At 44.4% G+C, this 25939-nt stretch carries 27 protein-coding genes and 1 pseudogene; 12 read left to right on the forward strand and 16 right to left on the reverse strand.

Going from position 1 to position 25939, the window contains the following annotated elements; translation table 11 throughout:
- The first annotated feature begins 1 nt into the window (after position 1).
- Together AACM02_RS14475 and AACM02_RS14480 are read left to right on the forward strand one after the other, a co-directional pair.
- On the forward strand, positions 2-154 hold the full coding sequence (locus tag AACM02_RS14475; RefSeq protein ID WP_339117371.1) for a hypothetical protein: 153 nt from the start codon (positions 2-4) through the stop codon (positions 152-154).
- Positions 155-194: 40 nt separating this feature from the next.
- Complete coding sequence (locus AACM02_RS14480) at positions 195-1856, forward strand: hypothetical protein (RefSeq protein WP_339117372.1); 1662 nt, start codon at positions 195-197, stop codon at positions 1854-1856.
- Between the two features lie 16 nt (positions 1857-1872).
- On the opposite strand, the gene AACM02_RS14485 is transcribed toward AACM02_RS14480, so the two are convergent.
- The gene (locus AACM02_RS14485; protein WP_339117470.1) at positions 1873-2070 is read right to left on the reverse strand and encodes a hypothetical protein; all 198 of its coding nucleotides are present in this window, start codon (positions 2068-2070) and stop codon (positions 1873-1875) included.
- Here AACM02_RS14485 and AACM02_RS14490 point away from each other — a divergent pair.
- The 3 genes from AACM02_RS14490 to AACM02_RS14500 are packed head-to-tail and all read left to right on the forward strand — an operon-like array spanning position 2018 to position 5571.
- A complete protein-coding gene (locus AACM02_RS14490; protein WP_339117468.1) occupies positions 2018-2779 on the forward strand; it encodes a fimbrillin family protein in 762 nt (253 codons plus the stop codon). The genes AACM02_RS14485 and AACM02_RS14490 overlap by 53 nt on opposite strands.
- A gap of 28 nt (positions 2780-2807) precedes the next feature.
- The gene (locus tag AACM02_RS14495; RefSeq protein ID WP_339117373.1) at positions 2808-4472 is read left to right on the forward strand and encodes a fimbrillin family protein; all 1665 of its coding nucleotides are present in this window, start codon (positions 2808-2810) and stop codon (positions 4470-4472) included.
- Between the two features lie 46 nt (positions 4473-4518).
- Positions 4519-5571, forward strand: coding sequence for a fimbrillin family protein (locus AACM02_RS14500; RefSeq protein WP_339117374.1), 1053 nt, complete (start codon positions 4519-4521; stop codon positions 5569-5571).
- Between the two features lie 232 nt (positions 5572-5803).
- On the opposite strand, the gene AACM02_RS14505 is transcribed toward AACM02_RS14500, so the two are convergent.
- The 3 genes from AACM02_RS14505 to AACM02_RS14515 all read right to left on the reverse strand — a co-directional run bounded on the left by AACM02_RS14505 (position 5804) and on the right by AACM02_RS14515 (position 8141).
- Positions 5804-6388 (reverse strand): group II intron maturase-specific domain-containing protein, encoded by a 585-nt coding sequence (locus AACM02_RS14505; protein ID WP_339117375.1) that lies wholly within the window; start codon positions 6386-6388, stop codon positions 5804-5806.
- Positions 6381-7076, reverse strand: a complete 696-nt coding sequence (locus AACM02_RS14510; protein WP_339117376.1) for a reverse transcriptase domain-containing protein — start codon at positions 7074-7076, stop codon at positions 6381-6383. The genes AACM02_RS14505 and AACM02_RS14510 overlap by 8 nt, the downstream gene beginning before the upstream one ends.
- Positions 7077-7844: 768 nt before the next feature.
- A complete protein-coding gene (locus AACM02_RS14515) occupies positions 7845-8141 on the reverse strand; it encodes a group II intron maturase-specific domain-containing protein (RefSeq protein ID WP_339117377.1) in 297 nt (98 codons plus the stop codon).
- Positions 8142-8315: 174 nt separating this feature from the next.
- Between AACM02_RS14515 and AACM02_RS14520 the strand changes: the two genes are divergently transcribed.
- The 7 genes from AACM02_RS14520 (at position 8316) to AACM02_RS14550 (ending at position 15177) form a co-directional block, all read left to right on the forward strand.
- Positions 8316-8447, forward strand: coding sequence for a hypothetical protein (locus AACM02_RS14520; RefSeq protein WP_339117378.1), 132 nt, complete (start codon positions 8316-8318; stop codon positions 8445-8447).
- Between the two features lie 236 nt (positions 8448-8683).
- Positions 8684-9259 (forward strand): DUF5063 domain-containing protein, encoded by a 576-nt coding sequence (locus AACM02_RS14525; protein ID WP_332457037.1) that lies wholly within the window; start codon positions 8684-8686, stop codon positions 9257-9259.
- On the forward strand, positions 9250-9828 hold the full coding sequence (locus AACM02_RS14530; protein WP_332457036.1) for a 3'-5' exonuclease: 579 nt from the start codon (positions 9250-9252) through the stop codon (positions 9826-9828). Before AACM02_RS14525 ends, AACM02_RS14530 begins: the two co-directional genes overlap by 10 nt.
- On the forward strand, positions 9815-11014 hold the full coding sequence (locus AACM02_RS14535) for a class I SAM-dependent rRNA methyltransferase (RefSeq protein WP_332457035.1): 1200 nt from the start codon (positions 9815-9817) through the stop codon (positions 11012-11014). The genes AACM02_RS14530 and AACM02_RS14535 overlap by 14 nt, the downstream gene beginning before the upstream one ends.
- A gap of 285 nt (positions 11015-11299) precedes the next feature.
- On the forward strand, positions 11300-12289 hold the full coding sequence (locus AACM02_RS14540) for a GSCFA domain-containing protein (protein WP_339117379.1): 990 nt from the start codon (positions 11300-11302) through the stop codon (positions 12287-12289).
- Positions 12286-14754, forward strand: a complete 2469-nt coding sequence (locus tag AACM02_RS14545) for a bifunctional UDP-N-acetylmuramoyl-tripeptide:D-alanyl-D-alanine ligase/alanine racemase (protein ID WP_339117380.1) — start codon at positions 12286-12288, stop codon at positions 14752-14754. The genes AACM02_RS14540 and AACM02_RS14545 overlap by 4 nt, the downstream gene beginning before the upstream one ends.
- 21 nt (positions 14755-14775) lie before the next feature.
- Complete coding sequence (locus AACM02_RS14550; protein WP_214062045.1) at positions 14776-15177, forward strand: DUF2721 domain-containing protein; 402 nt, start codon at positions 14776-14778, stop codon at positions 15175-15177.
- Between the two features lie 74 nt (positions 15178-15251).
- Here the strand turns inward: AACM02_RS14550 and AACM02_RS14555 are convergent.
- The 12 genes and pseudogenes from AACM02_RS14555 to AACM02_RS14610 form a co-directional block, all read right to left on the reverse strand.
- Positions 15252-15443: pseudogene (locus tag AACM02_RS14555) on the reverse strand (NifB/NifX family molybdenum-iron cluster-binding protein); the annotation flags it as partial.
- Positions 15444-15456: 13 nt separating this feature from the next.
- The gene (locus AACM02_RS14560) at positions 15457-16290 is read right to left on the reverse strand and encodes an MBL fold metallo-hydrolase (RefSeq protein ID WP_339117381.1); all 834 of its coding nucleotides are present in this window, start codon (positions 16288-16290) and stop codon (positions 15457-15459) included.
- A complete protein-coding gene (locus AACM02_RS14565; protein ID WP_332457031.1) occupies positions 16287-16703 on the reverse strand; it encodes a DUF134 domain-containing protein in 417 nt (138 codons plus the stop codon). Before AACM02_RS14565 ends, AACM02_RS14560 begins: the two co-directional genes overlap by 4 nt.
- A gap of 14 nt (positions 16704-16717) precedes the next feature.
- A complete protein-coding gene (locus tag AACM02_RS14570; RefSeq protein WP_332457030.1) occupies positions 16718-16903 on the reverse strand; it encodes a DUF5320 domain-containing protein in 186 nt (61 codons plus the stop codon).
- A gap of 285 nt (positions 16904-17188) precedes the next feature.
- Positions 17189-18340 carry an OmpA family protein gene (locus AACM02_RS14575; RefSeq protein WP_339117382.1) on the reverse strand — a complete coding sequence of 384 codons (1152 nt, stop codon included), beginning with the start codon at positions 18338-18340 and terminating at the stop codon, positions 17189-17191.
- A gap of 274 nt (positions 18341-18614) precedes the next feature.
- On the reverse strand, positions 18615-19475 hold the full coding sequence (locus AACM02_RS14580; protein ID WP_332457028.1) for an RNA polymerase sigma factor RpoD/SigA: 861 nt from the start codon (positions 19473-19475) through the stop codon (positions 18615-18617).
- A 206-nt stretch (positions 19476-19681) separates the two neighbouring features.
- A complete protein-coding gene (locus AACM02_RS14585; RefSeq protein ID WP_214063808.1) occupies positions 19682-21205 on the reverse strand; it encodes a Do family serine endopeptidase in 1524 nt (507 codons plus the stop codon).
- A 201-nt stretch (positions 21206-21406) separates the two neighbouring features.
- Positions 21407-22582, reverse strand: coding sequence for a glycosyltransferase (locus AACM02_RS14590; RefSeq protein ID WP_339117383.1), 1176 nt, complete (start codon positions 22580-22582; stop codon positions 21407-21409).
- 2 nt (positions 22583-22584) lie between these two features.
- The gene (gene lysA, locus AACM02_RS14595) at positions 22585-23742 is read right to left on the reverse strand and encodes a diaminopimelate decarboxylase (protein WP_339117384.1); all 1158 of its coding nucleotides are present in this window, start codon (positions 23740-23742) and stop codon (positions 22585-22587) included.
- A gap of 86 nt (positions 23743-23828) precedes the next feature.
- On the reverse strand, positions 23829-24743 hold the full coding sequence (miaA, locus tag AACM02_RS14600) for a tRNA (adenosine(37)-N6)-dimethylallyltransferase MiaA (RefSeq protein WP_339117385.1): 915 nt from the start codon (positions 24741-24743) through the stop codon (positions 23829-23831).
- A complete protein-coding gene (locus tag AACM02_RS14605) occupies positions 24743-25510 on the reverse strand; it encodes a TPM domain-containing protein (protein WP_339117386.1) in 768 nt (255 codons plus the stop codon). Before AACM02_RS14605 ends, miaA begins: the two co-directional genes overlap by 1 nt.
- Complete coding sequence (locus tag AACM02_RS14610) at positions 25500-25925, reverse strand: TPM domain-containing protein (protein ID WP_214063345.1); 426 nt, start codon at positions 25923-25925, stop codon at positions 25500-25502. The genes AACM02_RS14605 and AACM02_RS14610 overlap by 11 nt, the downstream gene beginning before the upstream one ends.
- Between the last annotated feature and the right edge of the window lie 14 nt (positions 25926-25939).

The raw sequence follows: 25939 nt of genomic DNA on the forward strand, positions 1-25939 counted from the left end.
AATGAAAAAGAATGATTTGAAAATAAGTCTTCTACGTGAGGATTATGAAGCGCCGGAAATTAAGATTTTTGATATTGAAATTGAGCAAAATATTCTCGGCGGAAGTACAACCGGAACCGCAGGGCCTGAAGACATGCCTACGGAGCCTTGGTAAAAGTCAACAAACATAAAATGAAATTGATAACCGAATGAAAATGAAAAGATATTTTTCGCTAGCAGCCATTTTTCTTATTTTGAACGGCTGTTCTAAAAATGAGTTACTACAACCGTTTAAGGGCTCTGAGGATGCCGAGTGCAAACTATTGGTTGTAGCCGCAATGCCCGAGGAAAAATCGCAAACCCGTGTAACAATGAAAAGGAATGCCACTGAAAAAACACTTGTTGTCAAATGGGCAGACGGAGATAAGGTTAACTGTTTTTTCAAGGAAAAAGATAAAAATCCGGTATCCGGAGGAGAAATTTCAGTAAGCCATATCAATGAAGATGGTAAGCAAGCCTCTTTCTTTGTTAAAGTTCCCGAAAGTATAAAAAAACCGTATTCTATATATTTTGTGCATGGAGCTGAAGCAGAAATTCAGGGAGCAAAAATTAGTATAAATGTGTCTCCTACACGCTTTCAAAATATCGAAAATGCGGCTTCCATACCTCTTCTTGGGAAAGTTGAAGTTTCATCAACGGAGATAGGTAACATAAACATGAAACATCTTGGTGCTATACATAGCATATATCTTTCTAATTATAGTTCTTCGAAATCCATAAATACTTCAGTTGGATTAGCCTATACAGGAGATTCTTGGTTCTATTCTGCCGGCTCTACGTTCGATGCTATCAGTGAGACTGTGTCAGAAGGGAATAATGCACCGACTAATCCGGAAAATGTGGCTATTCCGGCTCTATCGGATGTAGAATTTGTGCAATGGGTGATGCCCAATGGAAAAACTCCACCCGCAATACAATTAATAGTCGGCTCCGTTCTCTCCGTGAACAGCAAGCCGGCACGCCAGGCTGCGCTTGTTAAAGGGAAAGCCTATAATCTATACGGAATATGGAACAATGGTAAAGTGATGTTTGACGAGCTGCCCGTTTTGCCTATTCAATATGTGTCATATTACAATGTAAACGAATCCCGGAATGGATTCGCGATAAGTCATGACAATGATAAGTGCGGAGGATTGTTCCCTCAATATACAGCTCTTAGTTATCTCAATTCCGTCGATTGGGAAGGAAGGGAATGGCATCTGCCCAGCAAAGATGAAATTGCTTGCCTCGTTTCGACCCGTGTTTATTATAGTAAAGCTCAAGACGAAAGAGATAGTAAAGAAGTTATTCAGATTGTAAATGACAAGAAGACCTATAGCTCCGATTATTTCAGCAGCGGTAACGGTGTTTGCTATGCCTTGAGACTTAAACAGAGCAATACGGCTCTGAATCCCTCGGCTCCTGCGGCTCCGGACAACTCACTGTTGTGTGCCTATCGTTATGAGAAAGTGGGAGAATTCACAGAGGGTAATACCAAATCCGGACTCAAAATCTCTGTCTGCTATTTGGGTGAGATGTTTGAAGGAACAGTAAACGACATTGCCAATGAATCATGGTGGGCTACGCGTAAAAACAAGGGCAAAGGTTACTTCGAAAGAATTATTCCTATGTGTGGATATAAGGCAGATGGCGGATCGACATTGTTTAGTATGGGTACCGGAGGATACATCAACTCTTCATCAACTCATAAGGGTGTAAATAATTGGACCAGAGCTTATGTCATGGCTTTCGGAAGAAGCGGTTGCTCTTTGATAGGAGAACAAAATCCCGGAGTAAAGTGTGCCGTTCGTCTTTTCTGCAATACCCCATTACAATAGATATTTCCTAAAAAAATTATTTCAAAATCACAATGAAAAAGAACATTCTTCTTGCTGTCACGTTGGCAGCCGTTGCGCTCACCGGCTGCAACAACGACAACGAACAGGTACAACCCGTGGGCAAACCTGAGTACATCACCGTAAGCACCCACATCGGGGCTATGACCCGTGTTGCCACCAACGGCAATACTTCCACCTTTGAAGATGGCGACAAGATCAGCGTCTATTCCTGGACGGGCAATGCCGACGAAGTGAGCAATACGCTCGTGGTGAATAACGCTGTAAACACCCTCACAACAGGCAAGTGGGTGGCTGCTCCCATGATGAAGTGGAACGACATGACCATGCCTCACTTCTTTCTCTCGGTGTATCCTTCGAAAGCTATCATCGACTTCAAGGCGGATGCCGTAGCGGTAGATCCTGCCAAGCAGATGGAGAGCGACCTCTTGGTAGCCGTCAATGCAGGGGATAGCAAAAAAGGCATCACTGCCACCAACACCCCTGTATCGCTCAAGTTCGACCACGTCATGTCGAAACTTGCCGTGCAGCTCACCTTCCGCAACGAGTTCAGCGGTACACACACGGTAACTTCCGTCAGCGCCGAAGCGATGAATGCCGGCACCATCAATTACCTCACAGGCAGTGTAACGCCCACAGGTGCAGCCGCTCCGTTCACCCTTCCCGTGGTGAAGGCAAACGACACTTATGCCTCCGTGATTTTGCCGCAAGAGATGAAGAAAATCACCGTGGTGATCGATGGCAAGAGCTATGTATATACGCACCCCACAGCACTCCAACTCGAAAAAGGCAAAACGCAGACCGTCAAACTTATCGTGGGACGCAACCGCATTGAGCTTGATCAAGTAATCATCAACGACTGGGAAAATGCTGCCGACATCACAGGCGGTGAAGCCGTAGATTAATGAACCATTCAAAGAAATACACATTCGTATGAAAACATCTCATCGTTTCTTTTCAATAGCAGCGGCAGCCCTACTCATGGGGCTGACCGCTTGCAACAAGGACGTTGTCGAGCCAAACGCCGACAATCTCCCCGACAACGCCGTGCGCATCACGGCAAGTATAGGCAATCCGTTCAGCACCCGAAGCACACCTCTTGTGGACGATGCCACCACCTTTGCCGAGGGTGACGAAATCTATGTTATGGCGACAGGAGGGGCAGGGCCCGATGCCTACGAGGGTAAAACCACTTACCGCCTCAGCAATGGCAAGTGGGCTCCCGCTGAAGGGCAGCACTATCTGCTTTGGAAAGCCGATCGACTCACGTTCGATGCATTTTATCCCGCTTCCGTAGCCAAGGAAGCTTTGGCTGCAGATGGGAACTTCAGCAAATTCATCTCCCACGTGCCTACCGACCAAAACACCAAGGAAAAGATCGCAAAGGCAGACCTGATGATGACGGAAACAGAGAATACGTACAACAAGGACGAGGCGGTAACGCTCCGCCTCTTGCACAAAACCATAAAAGTCACCGTCCGTATCAAAGCATTCAACAATGAGTACGAACCGGAAACCAAGGTGGAGAATGTACGCTTCATTATTTCAAGCATCAATCCCTCCATTACCGACACCAAGGAATACCTACCCTATACCGAGAGTGATGGAGGCGTAAACAGCTCTTACACCATCCTCTTGCCCTATGTCTCGGCAATCACGCTCGGTAATCTGAAAATAAATTTGCAGCCGAAAGGGCAGAGTCAGTTATCCGCCGACCTCACTTCTCTCTATGGCGGTTGGATAATCGGAAAGCATTACATCGTAAACCTCATCGTGGGTAAAGACAAGCTCGAAGTAGGCGAAGTTACCGTATCCGACTGGAGCGCCACGCAAGACCTGCCCGAAGGCCATGCCACAAAACAAGGTATTTTATCCACCGGCACAACGGGCATTACCATCGTGAACCTTGACTATGCGAAGGATTTCGACGAAGTAAAGGAAGTACTTGCGGGATACTTCGTGCTCACGGCAGGACAACCCGAACATAAATTCAAGGTTATCGGCTCTTCTGCCAACCTCTTCCAGAACGGTCACACCGTATTTCACGATACTGAAGCTACGGAAATTGATTTGAGGGAGGTAACAGGTATCACGGAGATAAGGCCTTCTCAGTTCAATGGGGGTACAAGTGGCGACCAAATCACAGGCTTAAAAACCATCGTATTGCCCCAAACGGTTACCGTCATCGGTAATGAAGCTTTTATCAACAATGTCAATCTGCAAACGGTGATTTGCCCAAACGTACGCACCATCAAAGAGGAGACTTTTATGGGCTGTACTGCATTAACAAGTATGGTTATGCCCTTGGTTCGAGAGTTGAAACGGGGCTGTTTCAAAGGATGTGCTGCCCTCCGAGAAGTCGAGCTCCGCACCGGCATCACGGAGATGGGTGCAAATGCCTTTACCGAAGAGATGGCCAGAAACATCGTTCTTAAGGTGCAACCATTCCAAAAACAGCTGGAGTGGAATGAAAACAAACAGGGCGGCACTGCCACTGAAACGGACATTGAACTGGGTGAGAATAAAGTTTTTGGCTTCGGCACAGATGCCACAAAGCCACTCATTTGGAAAGAAGTCAAGAACATAAATATGGGTTGATGAATTGTTTCAACCCGCGAAATATCAACATTAAAAAAGGACAGATATGAAATTCATTCAATCAATTATAAGTATGGCAGCCGCTGCGCTGCTCGTTACTGCGTGCAACAAAAACGAGAACCTTGCACCGCAGGCAGACAACTTCCCTGCCGACGGCGTAATACGTGTGGCAACCCAAGTAAACCAACCCCAAACCCGTGCCGGAATGACTTCCGACAACCTCACCGACTTCTTCATGCATGTGGAGAATCCTGTGGAAATGACAGGGAAATACACCTACTTCGTAAAGATGAAGAAAGAAGCTAATGCTTCATGGATGTCTTACAATCCGCAAGACGATAGTGCAATCAGTCAAGGCCTTCCCGTTTCGGAAAAAGTGATGCTTTGGCAAAACAAGGTAAATTCCGTAAACGTAACCGCCTTCCGCATCCCCAATAATGTGGTGGACTCAAACTGGGCAAGCGAACACCGAATTGGTGTGGAAACAGATCAAACCGTAAAAGCGAATATGGAGAAATCCGACATCCTTTTGATGATCAAAAAATCCGTCAATCCCTCCACCGATCTCACGGTTGATGGCAAGATGAGAATACAACTCGATCACTTCCTCACAAAGCTGAACCTTACATTCAAGCTCGGAACCGAGTTCAATCTACTGCCCGGGGGTACAGCATCTAATATTATCGAAGAAGTACGTATCGGGGGATCCTCTACCGGAGTGATGTGGAAATTAGGAGAACCATCCCTGACAATCAACTTCTCTAAACCAGAGGACATTCTGCCCCTTTCCACCAGCTATACCGCAGGCGAAGCCGATAGTAAAATGGCAGAAGCCAAGTATGAGTGCATCCTTATTCCGCAAACTGTACCCAACATGTATGCCAACACCGGCGATCCAATGACTCCTCCTTCCAATCTTATTATCAAAATAAAAATTGGGGGCAAGACCTATGCATGGGAGCACAAGAGTAATATTTTATTTGCCAATAATTCACAATACAACCTCACGCTCAACGTGGGCAAAGATGCTGTTACGCTCAGTGGCTTCACCGTGCAGCCATGGGGAGATGGCGGCAGTCACGATGTAGAAACGGAATAGTCTCATCAGCACAATAAGCAACATCGAATAATAGATAATAAGTAAGATTCATCTCCTTTTCGAATCTCTTAATCATTATTCATCATTAATCGAGTAGGAGGAAAACGGAGTAGTTTTCTTCCTACTTTCGTTTTCCGACCTCTCAGTCGAGTAGATAAAAGGGATTTCACCTTAAACCTCTCACAGAACCGTGCGTGAAACTCTCATTTCACACGGCTCTTCTTATTCAACCTCAATAACATTTCACATTCTTGGGATATATTCCAAGCTTCCAGTGATAAAACATCGGTTCTCTTTTTGCAATACCGCCAAGCCATTTAAGAGCCAAATAAACAGGTTTTCTTTTGAAACGTTTATATTTGGCTTTTGCCCAGCGGGATAGCATAAGATTAAAGTCGTCCATTATACCTTTCATGGAATGCATACAGTACTTCCCGTAATAATTCATCCATCCTCGTACTACTGGATTCACTTCCGATACTATTAAGTCCAAAGGGGTGTGAGACTTTGATTTGAGTTTCCATGAACGCATCGTGTTTTTAATACGTTTCTTCGCTTTTTGACTGATATCAGGGAGAAAACGGGTAAAGGCTTTTCGTTGAGCCCTATTCATGGTTTTGCGGGGACAGAACGTATGACCCAAAAAGTCAAAAGAGACGTTGGGATGATCCTTCCGTCTCCTGTCGTCCTTACAATACACGATTTTCGTTTTATCAACGTTAAGACTCAACTTGCAAACGGAAAACCTGTCCGATAGTATTTCAAGCAGAAACTCCGCTTCTTCGCGGCTTCGACAGTGGCATACAGTATCAATCATCCGCGTACCGTTCAAACTTGATGGAGGGATGGTTTATTTCCATCCATTTATCAAAACTGTAGTGAAGATACAGGTTTGCCAGAATCGGGCCGATTACTGAACCTTGCGGTACTCCGCAAGTCCTTTCCATAATCTCGCCATCGGTTTTCTGATACGGGACTACAAGCCAACGCCGTATATACAACAACATCCATTTTTCCTCCACATGACGTTCCACCGCTTTCATCAAAAGTCTGTGGTCTATCGTGTCAAAGAACTTGCTTATGTCCATATCCAACACCCAGTCATATCGCCAACAGCGCTCCCGAGCCTTTCCTATGGCTTCATGTGCCGATTTGTTCGGCCGGTAACCATGGGAGTCCTCATGGAAAACCGCATCAATAGACGGTTCTATCAGGCGAACTACGAGCATTTGGGCTATCCTGTCCTCAACAGTCGGGATACCTAACGCACGGGTTCCACCGTTTGGTTTCGGTATCTCTACAAGTTTGACGGCTTTGGGCATATAGCTTCCCGAATTCATACGATTCCATAATTTATAGAGGTTGCATTTGAGTTCCTTCCCGTATTCCGCTAATCCGATATCGTCGATTCCGGCACTACCCCGGTTGGATTTTACCTGCTCGTACGCATGATATAATTCCCAACAGTCAATGTTAAATGGTTTTGCTCCTTGTAATTGCTTCATCCTTAATCCAAGTTGTTCAATTCAATTTGCTGAATAAGTTACTCCCTTCGCTCCCCTCACATTACAGGAGTTTCGTCACTACTACGGAGTAATCCGCCCCTGCTTTGGTCTTCAGTATTTCTACCTCGTGTTTCTTTCACTTGTGTATTTTCCCTTGACATTCCAAAGCAGGTTCCTGCGTTCCGATTCAAAGCCTGTAAATGGATTATGCCGTCTTAACACCGTACACCGAAACGGGCAGCGATACAGGTATCCCCCATTCCTTATCCTGAACTTGTGGTGAGAGTTCAGTTCTGATGTAAACTAACGCACTTTCGATGCTTCATCAACGGTTCACTTGCGTTCATCTTCCATTTACGTACCTGACAATTTATCATTGCCTTTTAACAAGTCGTTCACCACCCACGTCTTGCAACGTAAGCGGCACTTGCCGGTTTGCTGCCAGCACCTATTTGCCGACAGCGGAAGGCCTCCTTCCATCTTTCAACCAGTTACGGGTCTTGTAGACCCTCGCAGCACACCACCACCGTACGTACGGTTCTCGTATACGGCGGTTCCTTAGTTCTGATGCAATTTGACATATAAATCCACAAGACAAGGGTAGCCTTGGCGTTTTAGCATTTCATTGCTGATGGCACGTTGCAGTATAGGGCTTCCTGCTGTGTTCCAATACCCATCACGGGTATTAGCCCATTGCCAAGCCCTCCATTTATCAATGCCGCATTTCATGAGATTCTTAAACTTGGGACTAACATTCTTCCAGCATTTTCATATATAGCTGCAGAGTCTATGGCGAAACCATTTGTCCGTTTCTGTGAGGATATTGTGCATATCGGCCAGCTTGAAGTAGTTCATCCATCCATTGACAAATTGGGTCAGTTTAGCTTTCAGTCTTGCATACCCCCAGCCACTGCTTCTTGATGTAAGCTCTTTTAATTTTGCTTTCATCTTTGCTAAGGTTTTGGTGTGCAAGCGATAGCGGCACTTGCCATTCATCACATGGAAGGAATAACCTAAATACTTGGCCCTGCTTACATAAGCCACCTCCGTCTTCTCTCGGTTCACTTTTAGATGGAGCTTCGATTCGATAAAGGTGGTTATGCTATCCCGCACTCGTTCAGCGGCTCGTTTGCTTCTGCATCGTATCAATCGCTTAAAATCGATATTTTCTGCATTCGTTCCTTCATAGGGTAACATTCATTTACTGTTCAATTGACTCTGGTTCAGTCCTTCCCCACGATGAGCAGATTAATTCTCGGGTACGATGACCTCGGCCGTCAGCTTCCTTCAGATTCCACCTCGCGATGGACACCCTTGCTCTTGGCTATACACTTCCCGCTATCGGGTGTGTTACGGACTTGCACCGATTAGAGAATGTTCGTGCTGGGCGAACAATAAGGACCTGTCTAACAACAAAACCGGTAGACAGGTCCTAAAAAATCGTCGATAATTGACGTTCAAAAGAATAGATTTTAGAAAATTTATTGAATCTGCAAAATATAGTTCTTAAATCTATAGTGAATACGCTTAATCTCTATTGAATTGAGCATTACCCTCATCGTTGTCTGAAAATAAATGAGTACTTTTGCAGTACAATTGGTAATAAAATGTTGAATAAAGAATCCGACAATATAGTTTACTCATCTACCGTAATTGATTTCGTGACGGTCGCCGTAGAATTTTGCGCCTTTCTGGAAAAGGAAGAAATTGCCTCGCGGGAAAAGTGGATCGACAAGATGCTCAAGCTCCTGCCCCTGATGTACATCAAGGCGTCGCTCCTGCCTCAAACTGTGGAAATAAACGATGAATCTCCCGAAACGTTTGTCAAAGAAGAGGATTATACCCGAGTATCGGCCACTGTTTCATCCATCATGGGCGAGGAGGATGTTTATCTGGATGTTTTTGTTGAGGATATGAAATACAGCGAACGTCCGGTTTCAGCATTTGTTTCGGAAAATATCGCCGACATCTATCAGGATGTAAGGAATTTTGTTTCGGTTTATCAATATGGCTTGACCGATCAGATGAATGACGCACTTCTCATTTGCCAACAAAACTTTCAGGCATACTGGGGACAAAAACTGATCAATGTATTGAGACCGTTACACTCCGTACTTTACCACAGCGAAGAGAAAGACAATCTACTGGAAACCGATTTAAACGAGGAGGATTTGTGGGATTAACCATTTCAAAAGAAGCAGTAGCAGAACTTCCGTCAGAGGTTTTTGCTGGAAAGACAATAGTTGTAGATCACGAAAGTGAAGTAGAGAAAGCGGTGGCTGACCTGATGAAACATTCCCGATTAGGGTTTGACACGGAAACCAAACCGGCATTTAAACGGGGACAGACTCACAAAGTGGCGCTGATGCAGCTTTCCACCATGGAGGTATGTTATCTCTTCCGGTTAAACAAAATCGGATATCCCGATGAACTGGACGAAATCATCTGCAACCCGGACATCAAGAAAATAGGACTTTCACTTCGTGACGATTTTGCCGCCATCCGAAAACGCTCCGACAAAAAACCGCAAAACTTTATCGACCTGCAGTCTTTTGTTGATGAATACGACATTGACGACAACGGTTTGCAACGGATCTATGCTATCCTTTTTGGGAAAAAGATTTCTAAAAATCAACGCCTCTCCAATTGGGAAGCCAGCGTCCTGAGCGAAGCTCAAAAAAATTACGCAGCTATGGATGCATGGGCCTGCCTACGTATTTACAACCACCTGATCAGCAATGGGAGCGAATAAAACAAATCAGATCATCCTGCGCCCCAGAAAAGAAGAATCACTCAAGCGGTTTCATCCCTGGGTCTTTTCCGGCGCCATCGCCAAAACTGGGCAAGGCATTCAGGAAGGAGACATTGTACGGGTTTTTTCTGCCAGTGGAGAATTCCTGGGTGTAGGGCACTACCAGGTCGGCAGCATTTCCGTCCGCATATTGTCCTTTACAGACGAAACTATAAATGAGGATTTCTACGCGCGTCGCATTTCTTCCGCATACCGGATGCGCATGAAGATTGGATTGTTGCACGCTGGCAACAACACCTTCCGGTTGATTCATGGCGAAGGAGACCATTTACCGGGACTTATTATCGACATGTACGGAAAAACGGCGGTAGTCCAGGCACATTCTGTAGGAATGGATGGCGATAAAGAAAAAATCGTTGACGCATTACAGCGTGTACTGGGAAAAGATAACCTTGAAAATATTTTTTATAAATCAGAAGGGACACTTCCCTTTAAAGCAGGCATTGAAGCCGACAACGATTACCTGCTGGGCGGGCAAAACGTAGACCCCGTCGCCCTGGAAAACGGATTGAGATTCAATATCGATTGGCTGCGCGGGCAGAAAACCGGCTTCTTTATTGATCAACGTGAAAATCGCCGGTTGCTCGAAAAGTATGCTGCCGGTAAAGACGTACTGAACATGTTTTGCTATACTGGAGGATTCTCTGTATACGCGCTGCGCGGAGGGGCCCGGTCGGTTCATTCCGTCGACAGTTCTGCCAAAGCCGTATCACTTACCGACGAGAATATAAGGCTCAACTTCGGAGAAGAACCCCGACACACCTCTTTCTCGGAAGATGCGTTTAAATTCCTGAAGGCATCTACAGCGAATGCTTACGACCTGATTGTTCTTGATCCGCCGGCATTTGCCAAGCACCGAGGAGCCATCAGCAATGCCCTGCAAGGGTACAAAAGACTCAACCTGGCAGCATTGGAGAAAATAAAACAGGAAGGAATCCTGTTCACCTTCTCCTGTTCCCAGGCCATTAACAAAGAACAGTTCCGCCTGGCAGTTTTCAGTGCAGCCGCTATTTCGGGAAGGAAGGTCAGCATTCTGCACCAACTTACCCAACCGGCCGATCATCCCATTAACATTTATCACCCCGAGGGTGAATACCTGAAAGGATTGGTTTTATTCGTAGAATAAAGTGTGAAAAAACACTTATTATTCATTCAAAACAGCATTTTTAGGTTAATTGATGCAAAATAGAGCGATTTTTCCCCTGAAATATTTTTTTAGTGTAAAAAAAGCCTTTATATTTGCACTGTGTTTTTCATGGTATTAGATTTAAGGTTAACAATGAAGATTGGTTGTCGTGAGACAACCTTTCCTTTTTTATAGCCATTTCATTTCCCCTTTTCACAAATTATAATCATTCAGATTTCGAAGTTGGAAGGTTAATCGCTATTTTTGTACAAGAATTTATTTGCGATGGATTTCAGGACACCGGTAATTATTCCGGAATCAACTTTCCGGATTGATCATTCCACAGGGATAATGCTGTTCGGCTCTTGTTTTTCGGAGAACATGGGTTCCAAACTGCTGGAATACAAGTTTCAGGCAAATGTGAACCCTTTCGGGATCGTGTACAATCCGTTCTCCGTTGCGGCAGTTGTAAATCGATTGCTTTCCAACCGGAATTTCAGCGGAACCGACCTTATTTTCCACAACGGCGTTTACCAAAGTTTCATGCATCATGGCCGGTTTTCCCATCCTGACAAAAACAAGTGCATGGAAAACATTTCCCGGATGTTTGCCGAAGCAGCAGCATTTATTCCCCGGACAGATGTATTCTTCATCACTTTTGGCACGGCTTACGTTTACAAACTGAAATCGACAGGAGAAGTCGTGGCCAATTGCCACAAATTTCCACCGGACACCTTTATAAGGGAACGATTAACGGTCGAAGCAATCGTAAAGGAATGGAGCGGCGTCATCAACACCATCTCGGCACTTAATCCTGCTGCAAGATTTATTTTTACCGTTTCACCCATCCGGCACTGGAAAGACGGTGCCCACGAAAATCAGATCAGCAAATCCATCCTTCATCTGGCAATAGACGAATTGCAGGAAATGTTTACATCCGCACTCACTTACTTTCCGGCCTATGAGATTTTATTGGACGAACTGCGTGACTACCGTTTCTTTGCAGAGGACATGATGCATCCATCTGGTGTTGCCACCGATTACATATGGGAGCGCTTTTGCAAAACCTTTTTCCGGAGAGAAACCCAAGACGCCATCTCAGAATGGAATCAGATAAGCCGCTCTCTAAACCACGTACCGTTGAATGAATCAACCGAAAACTACCGTCGATTTTTAAAGCAAACGTTACAAAAACTGATTCTGTTCCGGCAAAATCACCCCCGAATAGATTGTCGCCGGGAAACGGAAGAATTAACAAAAAAAATAAAACAATGAAGTATTCCATCCTTAAAATAGCCTCTATACTGGGCATAAAGAATCAAAATATTGCCGAGGGTGAAATATCGCTGTTGCTTACCGACAGCCGAAAACTAAGCTCTCCGCAGGAAACACTGTTCTTCGCCATCGAAACCAAACAAAACGATGCGCACAAATTCATTTCCGATTTATACGGATCGGGCGTAAGGAACTTCGTGGTGACCAAGCTTTTTCCGGAATGGAAATCCTTTACGGATGTCAACTTCCTGAAAGTTATCAACACGCTTCACGCACTGCAGAAACTAGCGGCCTATCACCGGAAACAGTTCAGTATCCCCGTCATCGGGATAACCGGAAGCAACGGAAAAACCATTGTCAAAGAGTGGCTGTACCAGCTTCTGGAGGAAGACTACAACATCACCCGCTCACCCCGGAGCTACAACTCCCAAACCGGCGTTCCGTTGTCCGTCTGGGAAATGACCGAAAACACCACCTTAGCCATATTCGAAGCCGGGATCTCCCAACCCGATGAGATGAAGTATCTGGAACCGGTTATCCGCCCCACGATCGGTGTTTTCACGAAGCTGGGGGAAGCACATCAGGAAAATTTCTCCTCGCAGCAACAGAAGTGCATGGAGAAAATGGAACTTTTCGTTAACAGCAACGTGTTTATTTACGAAGAGGACAACAAGATCATTAATCAATCAGCCGACAGGATGGTATTGTCGCAAAAATCGTTTTGTTGGTCTCGAAAAGACCCCGATGCCCCGCTTTACATCCGTAAAACGGAAAAAAACGGAAACAAAACCACCATTCACTACTCGTTCCTCAACTTCGAGTACTCCGTCTCCATACCATTTACAGATGAGGCATCCATTGAGAACGCCATCAGCTGCCTGGCCGTTATGCTTTACTTAAACGTTAAGCCCGGGACAATCTCAGAACGCATGATGAAACTGGAGCCTGTAGCGATGCGCCTGGACGTACGTCAAGGAAAAAACAACTGCACCATCATCAACGACACATACAATTCAGACATTAATTCCATAAAGATCGCGCTCGATTTCCAGCAACAGCGAAAAGTAGAACAATCGTTGAAAAAAACGCTGATTATCTCCGATATCCTGCAAACGGGGTTATTGCCGAAATCGCTATACAAACATGTAGCAGAACTGGTGCAGCAAAGCGGGATCGAAAAGCTTATCGGGATCGGACACGATATTTGTGAGAACAGTGAGGTATTCACTGTCCGGGAGAAACACTTTTTCCGCTCTACCGAAGATTTCATCCGGTCCAATACATGGAAAGAATTCGAAAACGAGCTGATTCTGTTGAAAGGCGCCCGGAGATATCATTTCGAGCAGATCAACGAGCTTCTGGAACAACGGATTCACGAAACCGTACTGGAGGTCGACCTGGATGCCCTCGTTCATAACTTCAACTTCTATAAATCGAGAATATCCCCGCAAACGAAACTCATCTGCATGGTGAAAGCCAACGGCTATGGAGCCGGCGCCGTGGAAATTGCCAAGACGCTTCAATATCACCGTTGCGCATATTTTGCCGTCGCCGTTGCGGAGGAAGGAATTGAGTTGAGAAAGGAAGGCATTTCCACTCCGATAATTGTGTTGAACCCGGAAGTTAACGGATTTGAGGAGTTGTTTTCGAAAGATCTGGAACCCGAAGTGTATAATTTCAGGATATTGGATGCATTTATCCGGGAAGCCGAAAGACGCGGCATAACCAACTATCCCATTCACCTGAAGATTGACACCGGCATGCACCGGTTGGGATTCCTTCCCGCTCAGATACCGGAACTCCTGGAAAGGTTAAAATCACAAAAAGGATTAAAGGTGAAGTCGGTTTTCTCCCACCTCGCTGCTAGTGAAAGCTGGATGTTCGACAGCTTTACACAGGAACAGATCGATATTATTGATGTCGCCCACCGGGAAATTGGGGAGAAACTGGGATATCCTGTCTGGAAACACATCCTAAATTCCGCAGGCATTGAACGATTTATCAACGCACAATGGGATATGGTTCGCCTGGGAATAGGATTATACGGAGTGAGCGCAAGCGGATTAAACGGGCTGAAGAACGTCTCCACACTCAAAACTACCATTCTGCAGATCCAGGAGATCCCAAACCACGAGACGGTAGGCTACGGAAGGAAAGAGGCCCTAAACCGCGATGCGAAAATAGCCACTATCCGAATTGGCTATGCCGACGGGCTGGACAGAAAATCAGGGAACAGGAAAGGAAAAGTATGGATAAACGGCAAATATGCCCCCATCGTGGGAAATGTCTGCATGGACCTCTGTATGATTGACATTACCGGCATCGATGCGAAGGAAGGTGATCCGGTGATCGTCTTCGGTGAAAACCTGCCGGTATTGGAGGTAGCCGAAAGCATAGACACCATCCCTTACGAAATCCTGACTTCCATTTCTCCCCGTGTAAAGCGTATATACGTAAAAGAATAAAACAATCCAATTATAAACAAGATGGAACAATTAAGTTTAACTACGCCGTCGCTGTTGTTTTCGGCTATATCCTTACTGATGCTTGCCTACACTAACCGGTTCTTGTCTTATGCACAACTGGTGAGAAACCTGAAAGAGAAAGTGATCGAAGATAAAAGTTCAGTAGCGCTTCCGCAAATTGCCAATTTACGAAAAAGGCTAAACCTCATCCAGAGCATGCAGGTTTACGGAATAATGAGCCTTTTGTTGTGTGTGGTAAGCATGTTCTTCATTTATATAAAAATGTATAATGCAGCCGGCTACATCTTTGGCATTGCATTGATCCTGCTTATAGTTTCTTTAGCCATATGCGTACGCGAGATACAAATTTCGATGCGGTCGCTAAACCTGCATTTACACGACATGGAAGAAATTGAAAAATAAACCAGCCCCATACGCTCTTGGGCTACTCCACAGGATCCTGCAGCACAAACAATGGCATATAGCCCGCCGGCAAGCATCATCTTTACATCCATTTGGGACAGATCAAAAGCAATATTCGACTTACAACCACAACCGGCTGGTGAACGAAGTATTTGTTTATCTGTTATTTCGTTGTTTTCAGAAACCGTATAGATGGTGTAAAATTCACAATGCCCGAAATGCGCATCGATTTGATTGTTCTCTTTTGTAGGTAATGCAATTTTCATGCTTCAGTTTTTTTTATTCAATTATTGTTGTGTATCCGGTGTAAAAACGGTTCAGTTGATTTCCCAATTTATTCCGGAGCCGTTCATAAACCTTTTCTCCAGTACAATGTCCTGTAATGAAGCTGGTCTCCGGATAATTCGTTTTAAGCGCTAAAGCAATTGAATCTATTTCATCCGGAGATTCATACAGCCGTCCTTTTTCACTATCGAGCAGATGAAAGCCGCCCATCAGTGTTCCCACTTTTTTCCCGGTGGACAACCTGACGGAATCCAGGATATTCAAGAGCCCCCTATGTGCGCAACCGCTATAGACAAACAGTTGCTCCGAACCAAAAGCAAAAATGATCTCATGGTTGAAATCGTCCGGAACAATTCCCTCTCCGGCATCCTTGTACAAGTCCTGATTCGCTTTGGGACGGGGATACTGACGGGAAGAGGCCATAGACAAGGTAAGCTCATGACTGAAAACAATTCCTGGCCCAACATTGACAAAACGGTCTTCATAAGGTGTAAGATCCACATCGAGGCTTATCCGGTGAAATCCGTTTCTTTCGGAGTAATAGATTTGACTCAACAGGTTTTCTGAGAGATAAACAGGCGCCGTTTGGTTAAACTCCAGGAAGGCAGGCAAACCGCCGATATGATCCATATGCCCGTGAGAGATAAATACAAAATCTACTGCACGGATATCAATATTCATCTTTTCAGCGTTCCTTATAAATCGGTCAGAAGCACCCACATCTAGCAAACAGCTGAATTGCGCAGTTTCCAGATAGAGGGAAAGCCCGTGTTCCGGTTCCAGCGACCCACCCTCAGCCCGATTATCAGACAACACCGCAATTTTCATTTCCCGTCTGCATTTATTGGCATTAACTCGTCGTTTCCATATATTTTGCAATCCTTGCAACGAACATGATTCTCTCTCCCTCCGATCAACTTGTAACAACGTCTACAGCGAAACCATTCCCTATCGAACTGCACATTGCCACCCTCAATATTGACCATGTTCCCTTCCACCAAAGCCTGAGCAAGAGTCTTACGGGCCTGTTCGTAAATACGCGTCAAGGTAGGCCGGGATACGTTCATCTGCCTCGCTGCCTGTTCCTGATGCAAGCCTTCGTAGTCTACCAAACGGATGGCCTCATATTCATCATACAATAAAGTAACCTCCTTCAACATTTTCCGAGGGATGCCAAACGGCTTAAATCCCTGCATCAGGGGAGGATTGGATATTTTTCGGTTTTGTTTGGGACGCGACATATTAATTTTCTTTTTTAAAATTGATTTCCTTCCTGGTGACGTTTTCTATTACCGTCTCCTCCGCCTGCCTTGCGGCGCTTCCCCATTCCAAGCCCCAACCCTTTCGCTTTTTCTTCAGGTGAAAGCGAACTACAATTACCTAATTTTCGTCCTGTTCCACAGCCTTGTCCGACAGGACCGCTACCGTCCATTTTTGGCATGACATCAGTTTTTTTTACGTGTTTTAAACTTACTTATCAAGCTTTTCAGCTCCTTATTTATAAATTTATCAGATGTAAAGATAATAATAGTTTTGAACATATGCTCACTAAAAGATCTGTTTTTTTAAATTGAGAAATAAATATCGGAAATACAAAGTAGGGAGAGCGTTTTCATAAAGAAGAAAAGCCGGATGTCCGGCGTAAACCGGGTCCCGGCTCAGCATATTACAATAAAAAAAGCATCTCAAACGAGATGCTTTTTTTAGTATATCTTGGCTTTCTGAATTATTCAGCAAAGAAGATAGCTACGCGGTTCCAGTCGTTTTCTGCGTAAGGCTGTTCAGCATCACCTTTCCAGTCAACAGAGATGCGGCTGCTGTCAATTCCGTATTCCGAAGTCAATGCGTCAGCAACGGCTTTAGCACGTTTTTCAGAAAGAGCCAGGTTGTAAGCAGGTGTACCTGTTTGTCTGTCGGCGTAAGCAACGATCTTAACGGTTGCGTTAGGATTAGCTTTCAAGTATTCAGCAGTGTTGTAAACGCTAACTTGCTGGCCTTTATCAATCTTGTAGGAGTCGATGCGGAAGAATACTACGTTAGGAACGTAAACACTTTCAGTAACTGCAGGAGCAACTTCAGGACAATCCGGGCAAGATTCCGGTCTTTTTCTGAGTTCTTCGTTTTCTGCGCGAAGTCTGTTGATCTGGCTGTTCAAATCGTTGATCAGGTTGTAATCCATCAACTCAGCAGGAGTGAAATCTTGTTTACCAAGGCCGAATTTGATTCCTGCGGTTCCGGTAAGCATGCTGTCGTAGTCGTAATCTCCGCTTGTTGGGCTTCCGTCAAAAGATTCCTGCATTACTCTCCATCCCAATTCGAGGAATAAAGCCACGCTTCTTGAAATCTGGAAGTTGTTGATCAAACCAACGTTGTAAGTAAGGGATTGATTTTGGAATTTTAATGTTTCACCGTTTGGATTCGGTTTCTTCCAATCTTCATCCAATCCATACATGTAACCAATACCAAGATAGGGAGCAAGGTTCCATACTCTATCAGCATTGTAACCACCCAAAGCATTGGTCATGCTCCACATTATATCAAGATGACCGCCCAACCAATTTTGTTCAGGTCCGAAAGGTACGTTAGCTACGTGTTTAATATGACCGCCGTCAATAACCAGGCGGGTACCCCATACCGGAGAATTCCATCTTCCAACTTCAAGTTGTCCCATCCATCCTAAACGATCGCCAAAACTTGCATCTGCATCGTTCTCTGCTTTAGTAAGATAGAGGTTTGTTCCACCACCAAGACCAATATACCAATGGTCACTAGCTTTATCCTTCAGGTACACCGTACCGTTGGAAACGTTTTGTACTTCTTGTGCACTCATGCCGAATGCAAAAAGAGCCGTAATTAAAAGTAAACTAAACTTTTTCATAAATTTAAATTCTAATTAAAATTTGTTTTATTACAATAACTCGATAATTAATGTCTATAGTTAATACTGCTGAGTATGATCTATGTTTTATAACATTTGTATTTTTAAAATGTTCGCAAAAGAATAAAAAACTAATAAAATTAGCTTTTCTTAAGCGAAATCATCGCAAAGATAAATCTAATTTCCAAAACACAATCGTTTTTTTAAGGAAAAATGATAAAAATGACCTGATTTAGGGTATTTTTCCACATTTTTCATTATATAGACGGTTCTATCAGCCCAAATAGCTTTTTAACAGTTTACTCCTCGAATCCTGACGAAGCCTTCTTATGGCCTTTTCCTTTATCTGGCGCACACGTTCGCGGGTAAGTTGAAATTTATCTCCAATCTCCTCCAGTGTCATCTCCTGACAACCTATGCCAAAAAACATCTTGATGATGTCGCTTTCACGGTCGGTAAGGGTGGCCAGAGCACGATCAATCTCTTTTTGCAACGATTCGTTAATCAGTGTCCTGTCTGCAATGGGCGCATCGTCGTTTACGAGGACATCCAGTAGACTATTGTCCTCACCCTCAACAAAAGGAGCGTCCATCGATATATGCCTTCCGGAAACCTTCAGCGAATCCGTCACCTTATCAACCGAAAGGTCAAGCTCCAAGGCCAGTTCTTCAGCAGAAGGACGCCGCTCGTTCTCCTGTTCAAATTTCTGGAAAGCCTTGCTGATTTTGTTCAAAGACCCCACCTGATTAAGCGGCAGACGAACGATTCTCGATTGCTCGGCCAACGCCTGCAGGATAGATTGACGGATCCACCACACCGCGTAACTGATGAATTTAAATCCCCGGGTTTCATCGAATTTCTCGGCAGCTTTTATCAACCCGAGGTTCCCCTCGTTAATCAGGTCGGGAAGGCTAAGCCCCTGGTTTTGGTATTGTTTTGCCACAGACACGACAAACCGCAAATTAGCCCGGGTCAATTTTTCAAGAGCTTTCCTGTCACCTTTTTTAATTGCCTGAGCCAATTCCACTTCTTCCTCCACTGTTATCAGGTCTTCGCGGCCTATCTCCTGAAGGTATTTGTCCAAAGAAGCGCTTTCACGATTTGTGATCGATTTTGTAATCTTTAATTGTCTCATTTATTATATTTTATCCTTTCTACTTTTAAAACGGGGGTGCAAAGATACTGTTTTTTTTTGCAATAAGAGAATTTTAATCCATCTTTATATCGTTTGCTTTTAACAGCGAAGGATTTGGATACTCCAAACCCTTTGCTATACAAACACACTTCGGTATGTTTTTGTTACAAAAAAAACAGTCAATTAACCTAAATTAACACAACCTCCTATTTTAGGCCTTGCGATAAGTCTATCGCAATGTATTGAGTTCTTCCGTTCGGGTAAAAACCGGCAATCAATATAACTTTGTCCTGGCTGCTTCTGCTCACCGATGAAACAATTTTAGCAATTTCGTCTCCGCTGTTTACAGGGGTATTATTTACCCGCATGATTATAAATCCTTTGTTTATTCCTTCTTTCCTGAATAAACCGCTGTTATCCACGCTCGACACCTCGACACCGCTGTTAATCCCAAGCTGTTGTTTTCTGCTGTTGGGGATGTCGCTGAAAGTAGCACCCAACAAACTCATACTGTCCGAACTTCTTTGAATTTCCGTATTTCCGGCATCGTTTTTCAATTCAACAGTATACGAATGCTCTTTACCATTTCTGTCGACAGTTACCTTTACCTTGTCTCCGGGACGATACCTGCTCAACTGGTCCTGCAATCCTGCAAAATTACGAATTTGCACGTTGTTAATCGCTTTAATGATATCCCCTTTTTCCAGGCCAGCGGCTTTAGCAGCACTTCTGTCACCAAAATCTTCCACCAAAACTCCTACAATCTGGGAAAGTTCACTGGCTTTGTCAGGATCCTGGCGTCTGACCATTTCAATGTTCGGCACTTGTATTCCCAGCACGGCTCTCTGCACGGTTCCGAATTGCTTCAAGTCTGCCGCCACTTTCCCTGCAATAGAGATAGGTACGGCAAAAGCCAAGCCATTAAAATCACCCGATTGAGAGAAGATGGCTGTATTTATTCCCACCAATTCACCTCGGGTGTTGACCAATGCTCCCCCACTGTTACCTCTGTTTACGGCAGCATCAACCTGGATAAAAGATTGGATATTCAAATTTCCACCAACAATATTTCCCCTATTTTTAGCACTAACGATCCCTGCGGTTACAGTAGAAGTCAGGTTAAACGGATTTCCAACGGCAAGAACCCACTCTCCCACTTCTAAAGCGTCGGAATTTCCGAAAGTGAGATAAGGGAAATCATCCCCTTCTATTTTTATTAAGGCAATATCTGTCTGCGGATCCGCACCGATAACTTTGGCCGTCATCTCCCTGTTGTCGTTGAGAGAAACCGTTACTTCGGTTGCTCCTTCAACCACATGGTTATTGGTGATTATATATCCGTCCTTTGAAATAATAACCCCCGACCCGAATCCGATTTGTTCACGGGGTTGGGTATTTCTTTCTCCAAAACCGAAGAAAAAATCAAACGGATTCATATATTGCTGTTGGCTGACGGATTTCACCTTTACGTGGACAACTCCATTCACCGACTTGGCAGCGGCTTCTGTAAAATCTGGATACCCTTGCTGGGTAGTCAAATTAGCCAATCTCACGTTTTTGTCCTGATCAAAAGAATCAGCGTATTCACTTTGTCTGACACTCCCGGAAGAATTTAAAATTCCTTTCGAATTATTTTTCGTAACAGTATTGTACCCAAAAAGAGTAATTACCGAACTGAGTATAGCGACAATAACAATTGTCACCATGTTTTTTACGTTTCCAGTATTCATATTCTTATTTATTAAGTTTGAATTTTAACACTTACACAAATGTAGAAACAAAAAGCGTACAAGAGTTTAACTCAAAGATTCTTTTTTGACACTTTTAACTAAAAGAAGAATCGATTAACCCGCTTTAACCGTAAAAAAAAACAATTTCAAAACTTTTAAATGTCAGATTGGCAGAAAATCGTCTGAAAGTCACAGCATCTCTTATTTTCTCAATCGGTTCCTTTTGTTGGCGTATTTCCTGAATTTGAAGTTATTGAAAGGTTGAAAAAGATCAAAAAAGAATAGGTTGACATGGTATTTTCCGGCATTAAAGAGCCGGCTGCTTTTACCGATTACGTATAACTGAACCACAAACCTGACAATCAGGAAAAAGACACTTAAAACGATGAGCGGGTAATTACCAAAGACCATTCCGTACGTAATTCCTGAAACAACAGAGAGATAGAACAAGTATTTCGAAAATGTTTCGAAACCAAAAACTAAAGACGATACTCCTTTATAAAACTGTTTGGTGTACAAATACTTGGACTTCAAAGCCCTCCAGGTAAAAAAATTGTTCACTACATCACTTTGCGTCATGCTTTCCGGCGATACCACCACCCCTACACTCTTCTTCCCGGCTATCTTATTAATGAACAAGTCATCTTCACCCTCGTCGATGTTCAAAACCGACGAGAATCCTTTCTCCTCGAAGAATATTTCCTTTCTGTAAGCCAGGTTCCTGCCGATCCCCATAAATGGCTTTCCGAGAACAGCGAGCGACAAATACTTCAACCCGTGGATCAGGTTGTCGTAAAGTATGAACTTTCTCATTGCAACCTTCTTCCCAACCTGTAATTTACAAAACCCCAATACAATATCCCTACCTTTAGAGAATTCACGGCCAAACTCCCGGATCCAATGATCCGAAGCCGGCACACAGTAAGCTTCCGTAAACAATAAGATATCGTTTTTTGCCGCCTTGATCCCTAAGGTCAATGCAAGTTTCTTCCCGTTCACATCCTCTGCTTCAGCCGGCACATAGGTATGGTAAAGATGGGGGTATTTTTGATTAAGGCCTTTGAGCAATACATCCGTCTCATCCGTCGACCCCATGTTTACCACGATTACCTCAAAATCAGGATAATCCTGTTCCAGTATAGCCGGAAGGTATTTCTCCAAATTTTCAGATTCATTTTTTGAAGCAATAACCACCGAAACGGAAGGTAGATTTTCTGAAAGCGGCAGAGATTTGTTCCTTTTCTGTTCGTAAACATACGGTTTTCTGTAAACCAACAAATAGTAAACCAATTGAATACTAAAAAAAAGCAAAACAGCTCCCGAAATAATCCAAAAGGGAAGTGGAAAATTGAAATTAAAAATGTACGGTAAATCCATAATTACAACGAGTCAGAAAAATAAGACCGGGGCAATGCGCGGCAATTGTACATCGACGCCATCGTCTCTCCGTAAGCACCGGCAGAACGGATAGCGATAAAATCTCCCCGCCGGGAATGATTCAACAACACAGCCTCCCCAAAAACATCACTCGACTCACAAACGGGGCCGACAACATCGTAAGTTTCGTACTCTTTGTCTGAACTGATGTTTTCGATATGATGGAATGCCTGATAGAGGGCAGGGCGGATCAAATCGGACATTCCGGCATCCGTGATCAGAAACTTTTTGGTGGTACCCTCTTTCACGTATGTGGTCCTCGCGATAAGAGACCCACACGGTGCGACGAAAGATCGCCCCAACTCAAAATGAAGTGTTTGATTTTCCTGAAGTTTCAAGTACTTGGCAAACAATCTGAAATAAGCTTCAAAATCAGCAACAGGACAATGATTGGGATGATGGTAATTAATTCCCAAACCACCCCCTACGTTAAGAACTTCGAAAGAAATACCCCGCTGAGAAAACCAGTTCTGTAATTCAACGGCTTTCACACACAAATCCTCAAACGACGATAAATCCGTAATCTGCGAACCGATGTGAAAATGCATCCCGATCAACTTCAAATGCTTGCTTTTCTCGATCAAATCAATAGCCTTCGGTAAATCCGGTTCGTTAAGCCCAAACTTATTTTCTTCCAGTCCGGTGGTGATATACCGGTGTGTGTGAGCATCCACATTCGGGTTGATTCGCAGCGCAACAGGAGCCACATTTCCTGTTTCAGAAGCCAGCCGATCGATGGCCTCCATTTCAGGCAATGACTCCACATTAAAGCAAAAAATACCATTATCCAACCCGATCTTGATCTCTTTGTCGGTTTTCCCTACTCCGGCAAAAGCTATTTTCGACGCGGGAAATCCGCAATCCAGGGCTTTAAGTATTTCGTTTCCGCTCACACAATCCGCTCCAAAACCATAAGACGCTATTTCGCGCAATATCCTCGGATTGGCGTTTGCTTTCAATGCGTAATGAACAATGTAATTCTTGCCTTCGACCTCCTTTTTTACCGCGTCAAGTGTTTGACGCAGCAAATCCATGTCGTAATAATAGAATGGCGTTTCCAAAGAATGAAATTTTTCGACGGGAAATTGACCTTTGATCATCGATTTTTATTTTATAGAATGTAAAAAATGGTGCCGGCAAAAATACATTTTTTTGCCGATATTTCGGGAATTTACACGGTTTAAATTCAGGAATTCCGGATAAGGACAAGCGCTTTTTCGATTTTTTCATCCACCGGCAGCAAAAAATCCAGCCAATGAATGGTAAAACCACGCCTCTCCATACCGCGGAACCAGGTCATCTGACGCTTGGCAAACTGATGAATGGCTATTTCGAGTTCCGAGAACATCTCCTCGAAATTAATTTTACCAGTTACGTACAGCGTTACAAACTTGTATTCAAGTCCGTAATAAATAAGATCATCGGGAGAAACACCCTTATTGAGCAGGGACTGTACCTCTGCAACCATTCCTTCATCCAACCTTTTTTTCAGGCGTGAAGATATTTTTTGCCTTCGGGATTCCCGGTCGATGTCCAGCCCGATGATAACACTCTCAACTGGAGGGTAATCAAGTTCCGAAGCCGGATGTTTACATTGGAAATCCGCAATTTCTATAGCGCGGATTGCCCGTTTTTTTGTGTCGGTATCGGTGGTATTGTGAAGCGGTTTGTATGAAGAGAGAATCCGCGTAAGTTCATCCAGCGATTTAGTTTCCAGCCTTTTCCTCAGGACGGCATTCTCGGGAACATCGGGCAGGCGGTACCCTTTCAGGACAGATTCAATATAAAGCCCGGTACCTCCGCACAGTATCGCTGTCTTGTTGCGCGATAAAACATCGCTGTAAACCTTATGGAAATCGTGCTGGTAATTGAACAACGTGTACTTGTCGCCCGCATCACGAATGTCGATAAGGTGGTAAGGGACCGGATTGTCTCCAATCCGGTAATCAGCCAAGTCTTTTCCCGTACCTATATCCATTCCGCGGTATACCTGACGCGAATCAGCACTGATAATTTCGCCGTCGAGCCGTGAGGCGAGATGAGCTGCAAACGTAGTTTTTCCACTGGCCGTAGGACCAAGAACGGTTATGAGTTTCTTCATCACCAGCTTCCTCCTGCTCCACCACCACCGAAACTTCCGCCGCCACCGCCACCAAAGCCACCGCCACCGAAGCCACCGCCCCAACCGGAACTTCGGCCTCCTGAAAACGGTGGAAAAAACAGAGGGCCTCCACCGGCCCTGTGATGTCCGTCACCGTCTATGTGCTGATCCCCACCCCGGGAGAAAAGAGAAAACAAGATAAAAACAACGACAAAAAGCAAAACAATTGCCCAAATAGGAACCCCTTCAGGTTCACCGGCATCTGCATCAAATTCCCCCGACAACCGGGCGATAATTGCATCAACTGCGGCGTTTACTCCTCCAAAATAGTCGTTCTCCTGAAAATAGGGAATCATGTTGTTGCGTACAATCCTACCGGCGAAAGCATCGTTGATGGAACCCTCCAGCCCATAACCGGTGGCAATAAACGCCTGCCCCCTGCTATCAGCGGTTTTAGGTTTTATGAGGATCAGCAACCCGTTATCTTTACCCTTTTGCCCGATACCCCACTTTTCACCCAGTACAAATGCGTAATCCGATGCCGGGTATCCGCCCAGATCGTTCACAGCCACCACGTAAATCTGAGTGGATGTAGAATCGTTGTATGTTAGTAACCGCTGTTCCAACGCCTGTTTTTCGGCAGCAGAAAAAATGTTGGCAAAATCATTTACCAGGCGGTACGGATAAATCGGATCAGGAACATCCTGTGCCGAAATTCCCAAGGACAGTAAAAAAAACAATACAATAAAGGCAAGCCTACTCTTCATCCCATATAACATCGTCGCACAATTCATTTACATCGTTCTCCGAAACCGGATAACGGGAATTTACCAACTCTCCAACTTTACCCACACCCCGACAGATCCCCTCGCAAATACGTCCGTTTTTAAAAAAAGAAAACATCTCTTCAAGCACCGAATCCCAGAAGCCTTCCTGAGCTGCCTCATCTATTCCTGAGTCACCTACAACGGCAGCCTTGTGATTGTCGGGGGCTACATAAATCAACACCGAATTACGCAATGCGGTAGTATCCATTTTTAGCTGTTTGAACTTCTTGTAAGCGGCATCCAGGGGATTCTCCTTACATTTTTTCGCAATGCAGACTCTAATCTCTGCAGAAGTCCTGCCCTCTGCGGCCCGAATGGATTCAACCACCCTGTTTAATTCTTCCGGAGTTAACATAATCGGGGCAAGGC

It is taken from the genome of Petrimonas sp., from assembly GCF_963921705.1.
Classification (GTDB): domain Bacteria; phylum Bacteroidota; class Bacteroidia; order Bacteroidales; family Dysgonomonadaceae; genus Petrimonas; species Petrimonas sulfuriphila.

Bases quoted from the DNA above. Each gene is read 5' to 3' on its own strand.
- AACM02_RS14610 (WP_214063345.1), bottom strand. From the start codon at position 25,925: ATGTTAACTCCGGAAGAATTAAACAGGGTGGTTGAATCCATTCGGGCC.
- AACM02_RS14580 (WP_332457028.1), bottom strand. From the start codon at position 19,475: ATGAGACAATTAAAGATTACAAAATCGATCACAAATCGTGAAAGCGCT.
- AACM02_RS14560 (WP_339117381.1), bottom strand. From the start codon at position 16,290: ATGAAAATTGCGGTGTTGTCTGATAATCGGGCTGAGGGTGGGTCGCTG.
- AACM02_RS14585 (WP_214063808.1), bottom strand. From the start codon at position 21,205: ATGAATACTGGAAACGTAAAAAACATGGTGACAATTGTTATTGTCGCT.
- miaA (WP_339117385.1), bottom strand. From the start codon at position 24,743: ATGAAGAAACTCATAACCGTTCTTGGTCCTACGGCCAGTGGAAAAACT.
- AACM02_RS14535 (WP_332457035.1), top strand. From the start codon at position 9,815: ATGGGAGCGAATAAAACAAATCAGATCATCCTGCGCCCCAGAAAAGAA.
- AACM02_RS14505 (WP_339117375.1), bottom strand. From the start codon at position 6,388: ATGATTGATACTGTATGCCACTGTCGAAGCCGCGAAGAAGCGGAGTTT.
- AACM02_RS14520 (WP_339117378.1), top strand. From the start codon at position 8,316: ATGAGCAGATTAATTCTCGGGTACGATGACCTCGGCCGTCAGCTTCCT.
- AACM02_RS14495 (WP_339117373.1), top strand. From the start codon at position 2,808: ATGAAAACATCTCATCGTTTCTTTTCAATAGCAGCGGCAGCCCTACTC.
- AACM02_RS14565 (WP_332457031.1), bottom strand. From the start codon at position 16,703: ATGTCGCGTCCCAAACAAAACCGAAAAATATCCAATCCTCCCCTGATG.
- AACM02_RS14510 (WP_339117376.1), bottom strand. From the start codon at position 7,076: ATGAAGCAATTACAAGGAGCAAAACCATTTAACATTGACTGTTGGGAA.
- lysA (WP_339117384.1), bottom strand. From the start codon at position 23,742: ATGATCAAAGGTCAATTTCCCGTCGAAAAATTTCATTCTTTGGAAACG.
- AACM02_RS14500 (WP_339117374.1), top strand. From the start codon at position 4,519: ATGAAATTCATTCAATCAATTATAAGTATGGCAGCCGCTGCGCTGCTC.
- AACM02_RS14525 (WP_332457037.1), top strand. From the start codon at position 8,684: ATGTTGAATAAAGAATCCGACAATATAGTTTACTCATCTACCGTAATT.
- AACM02_RS14490 (WP_339117468.1), top strand. From the start codon at position 2,018: ATGACCCGTGTTGCCACCAACGGCAATACTTCCACCTTTGAAGATGGC.
- AACM02_RS14550 (WP_214062045.1), top strand. From the start codon at position 14,776: ATGGAACAATTAAGTTTAACTACGCCGTCGCTGTTGTTTTCGGCTATA.
- AACM02_RS14545 (WP_339117380.1), top strand. From the start codon at position 12,286: ATGAAGTATTCCATCCTTAAAATAGCCTCTATACTGGGCATAAAGAAT.
- AACM02_RS14590 (WP_339117383.1), bottom strand. From the start codon at position 22,582: ATGGATTTACCGTACATTTTTAATTTCAATTTTCCACTTCCCTTTTGG.
- AACM02_RS14480 (WP_339117372.1), top strand. From the start codon at position 195: ATGAAAAGATATTTTTCGCTAGCAGCCATTTTTCTTATTTTGAACGGC.
- AACM02_RS14575 (WP_339117382.1), bottom strand. From the start codon at position 18,340: ATGAAAAAGTTTAGTTTACTTTTAATTACGGCTCTTTTTGCATTCGGC.
- AACM02_RS14570 (WP_332457030.1), bottom strand. From the start codon at position 16,903: ATGCCAAAAATGGACGGTAGCGGTCCTGTCGGACAAGGCTGTGGAACA.
- AACM02_RS14475 (WP_339117371.1), top strand. From the start codon at position 2: ATGAAAAAGAATGATTTGAAAATAAGTCTTCTACGTGAGGATTATGAA.
- AACM02_RS14540 (WP_339117379.1), top strand. From the start codon at position 11,300: ATGGATTTCAGGACACCGGTAATTATTCCGGAATCAACTTTCCGGATT.
- AACM02_RS14605 (WP_339117386.1), bottom strand. From the start codon at position 25,510: ATGAAGAGTAGGCTTGCCTTTATTGTATTGTTTTTTTTACTGTCCTTG.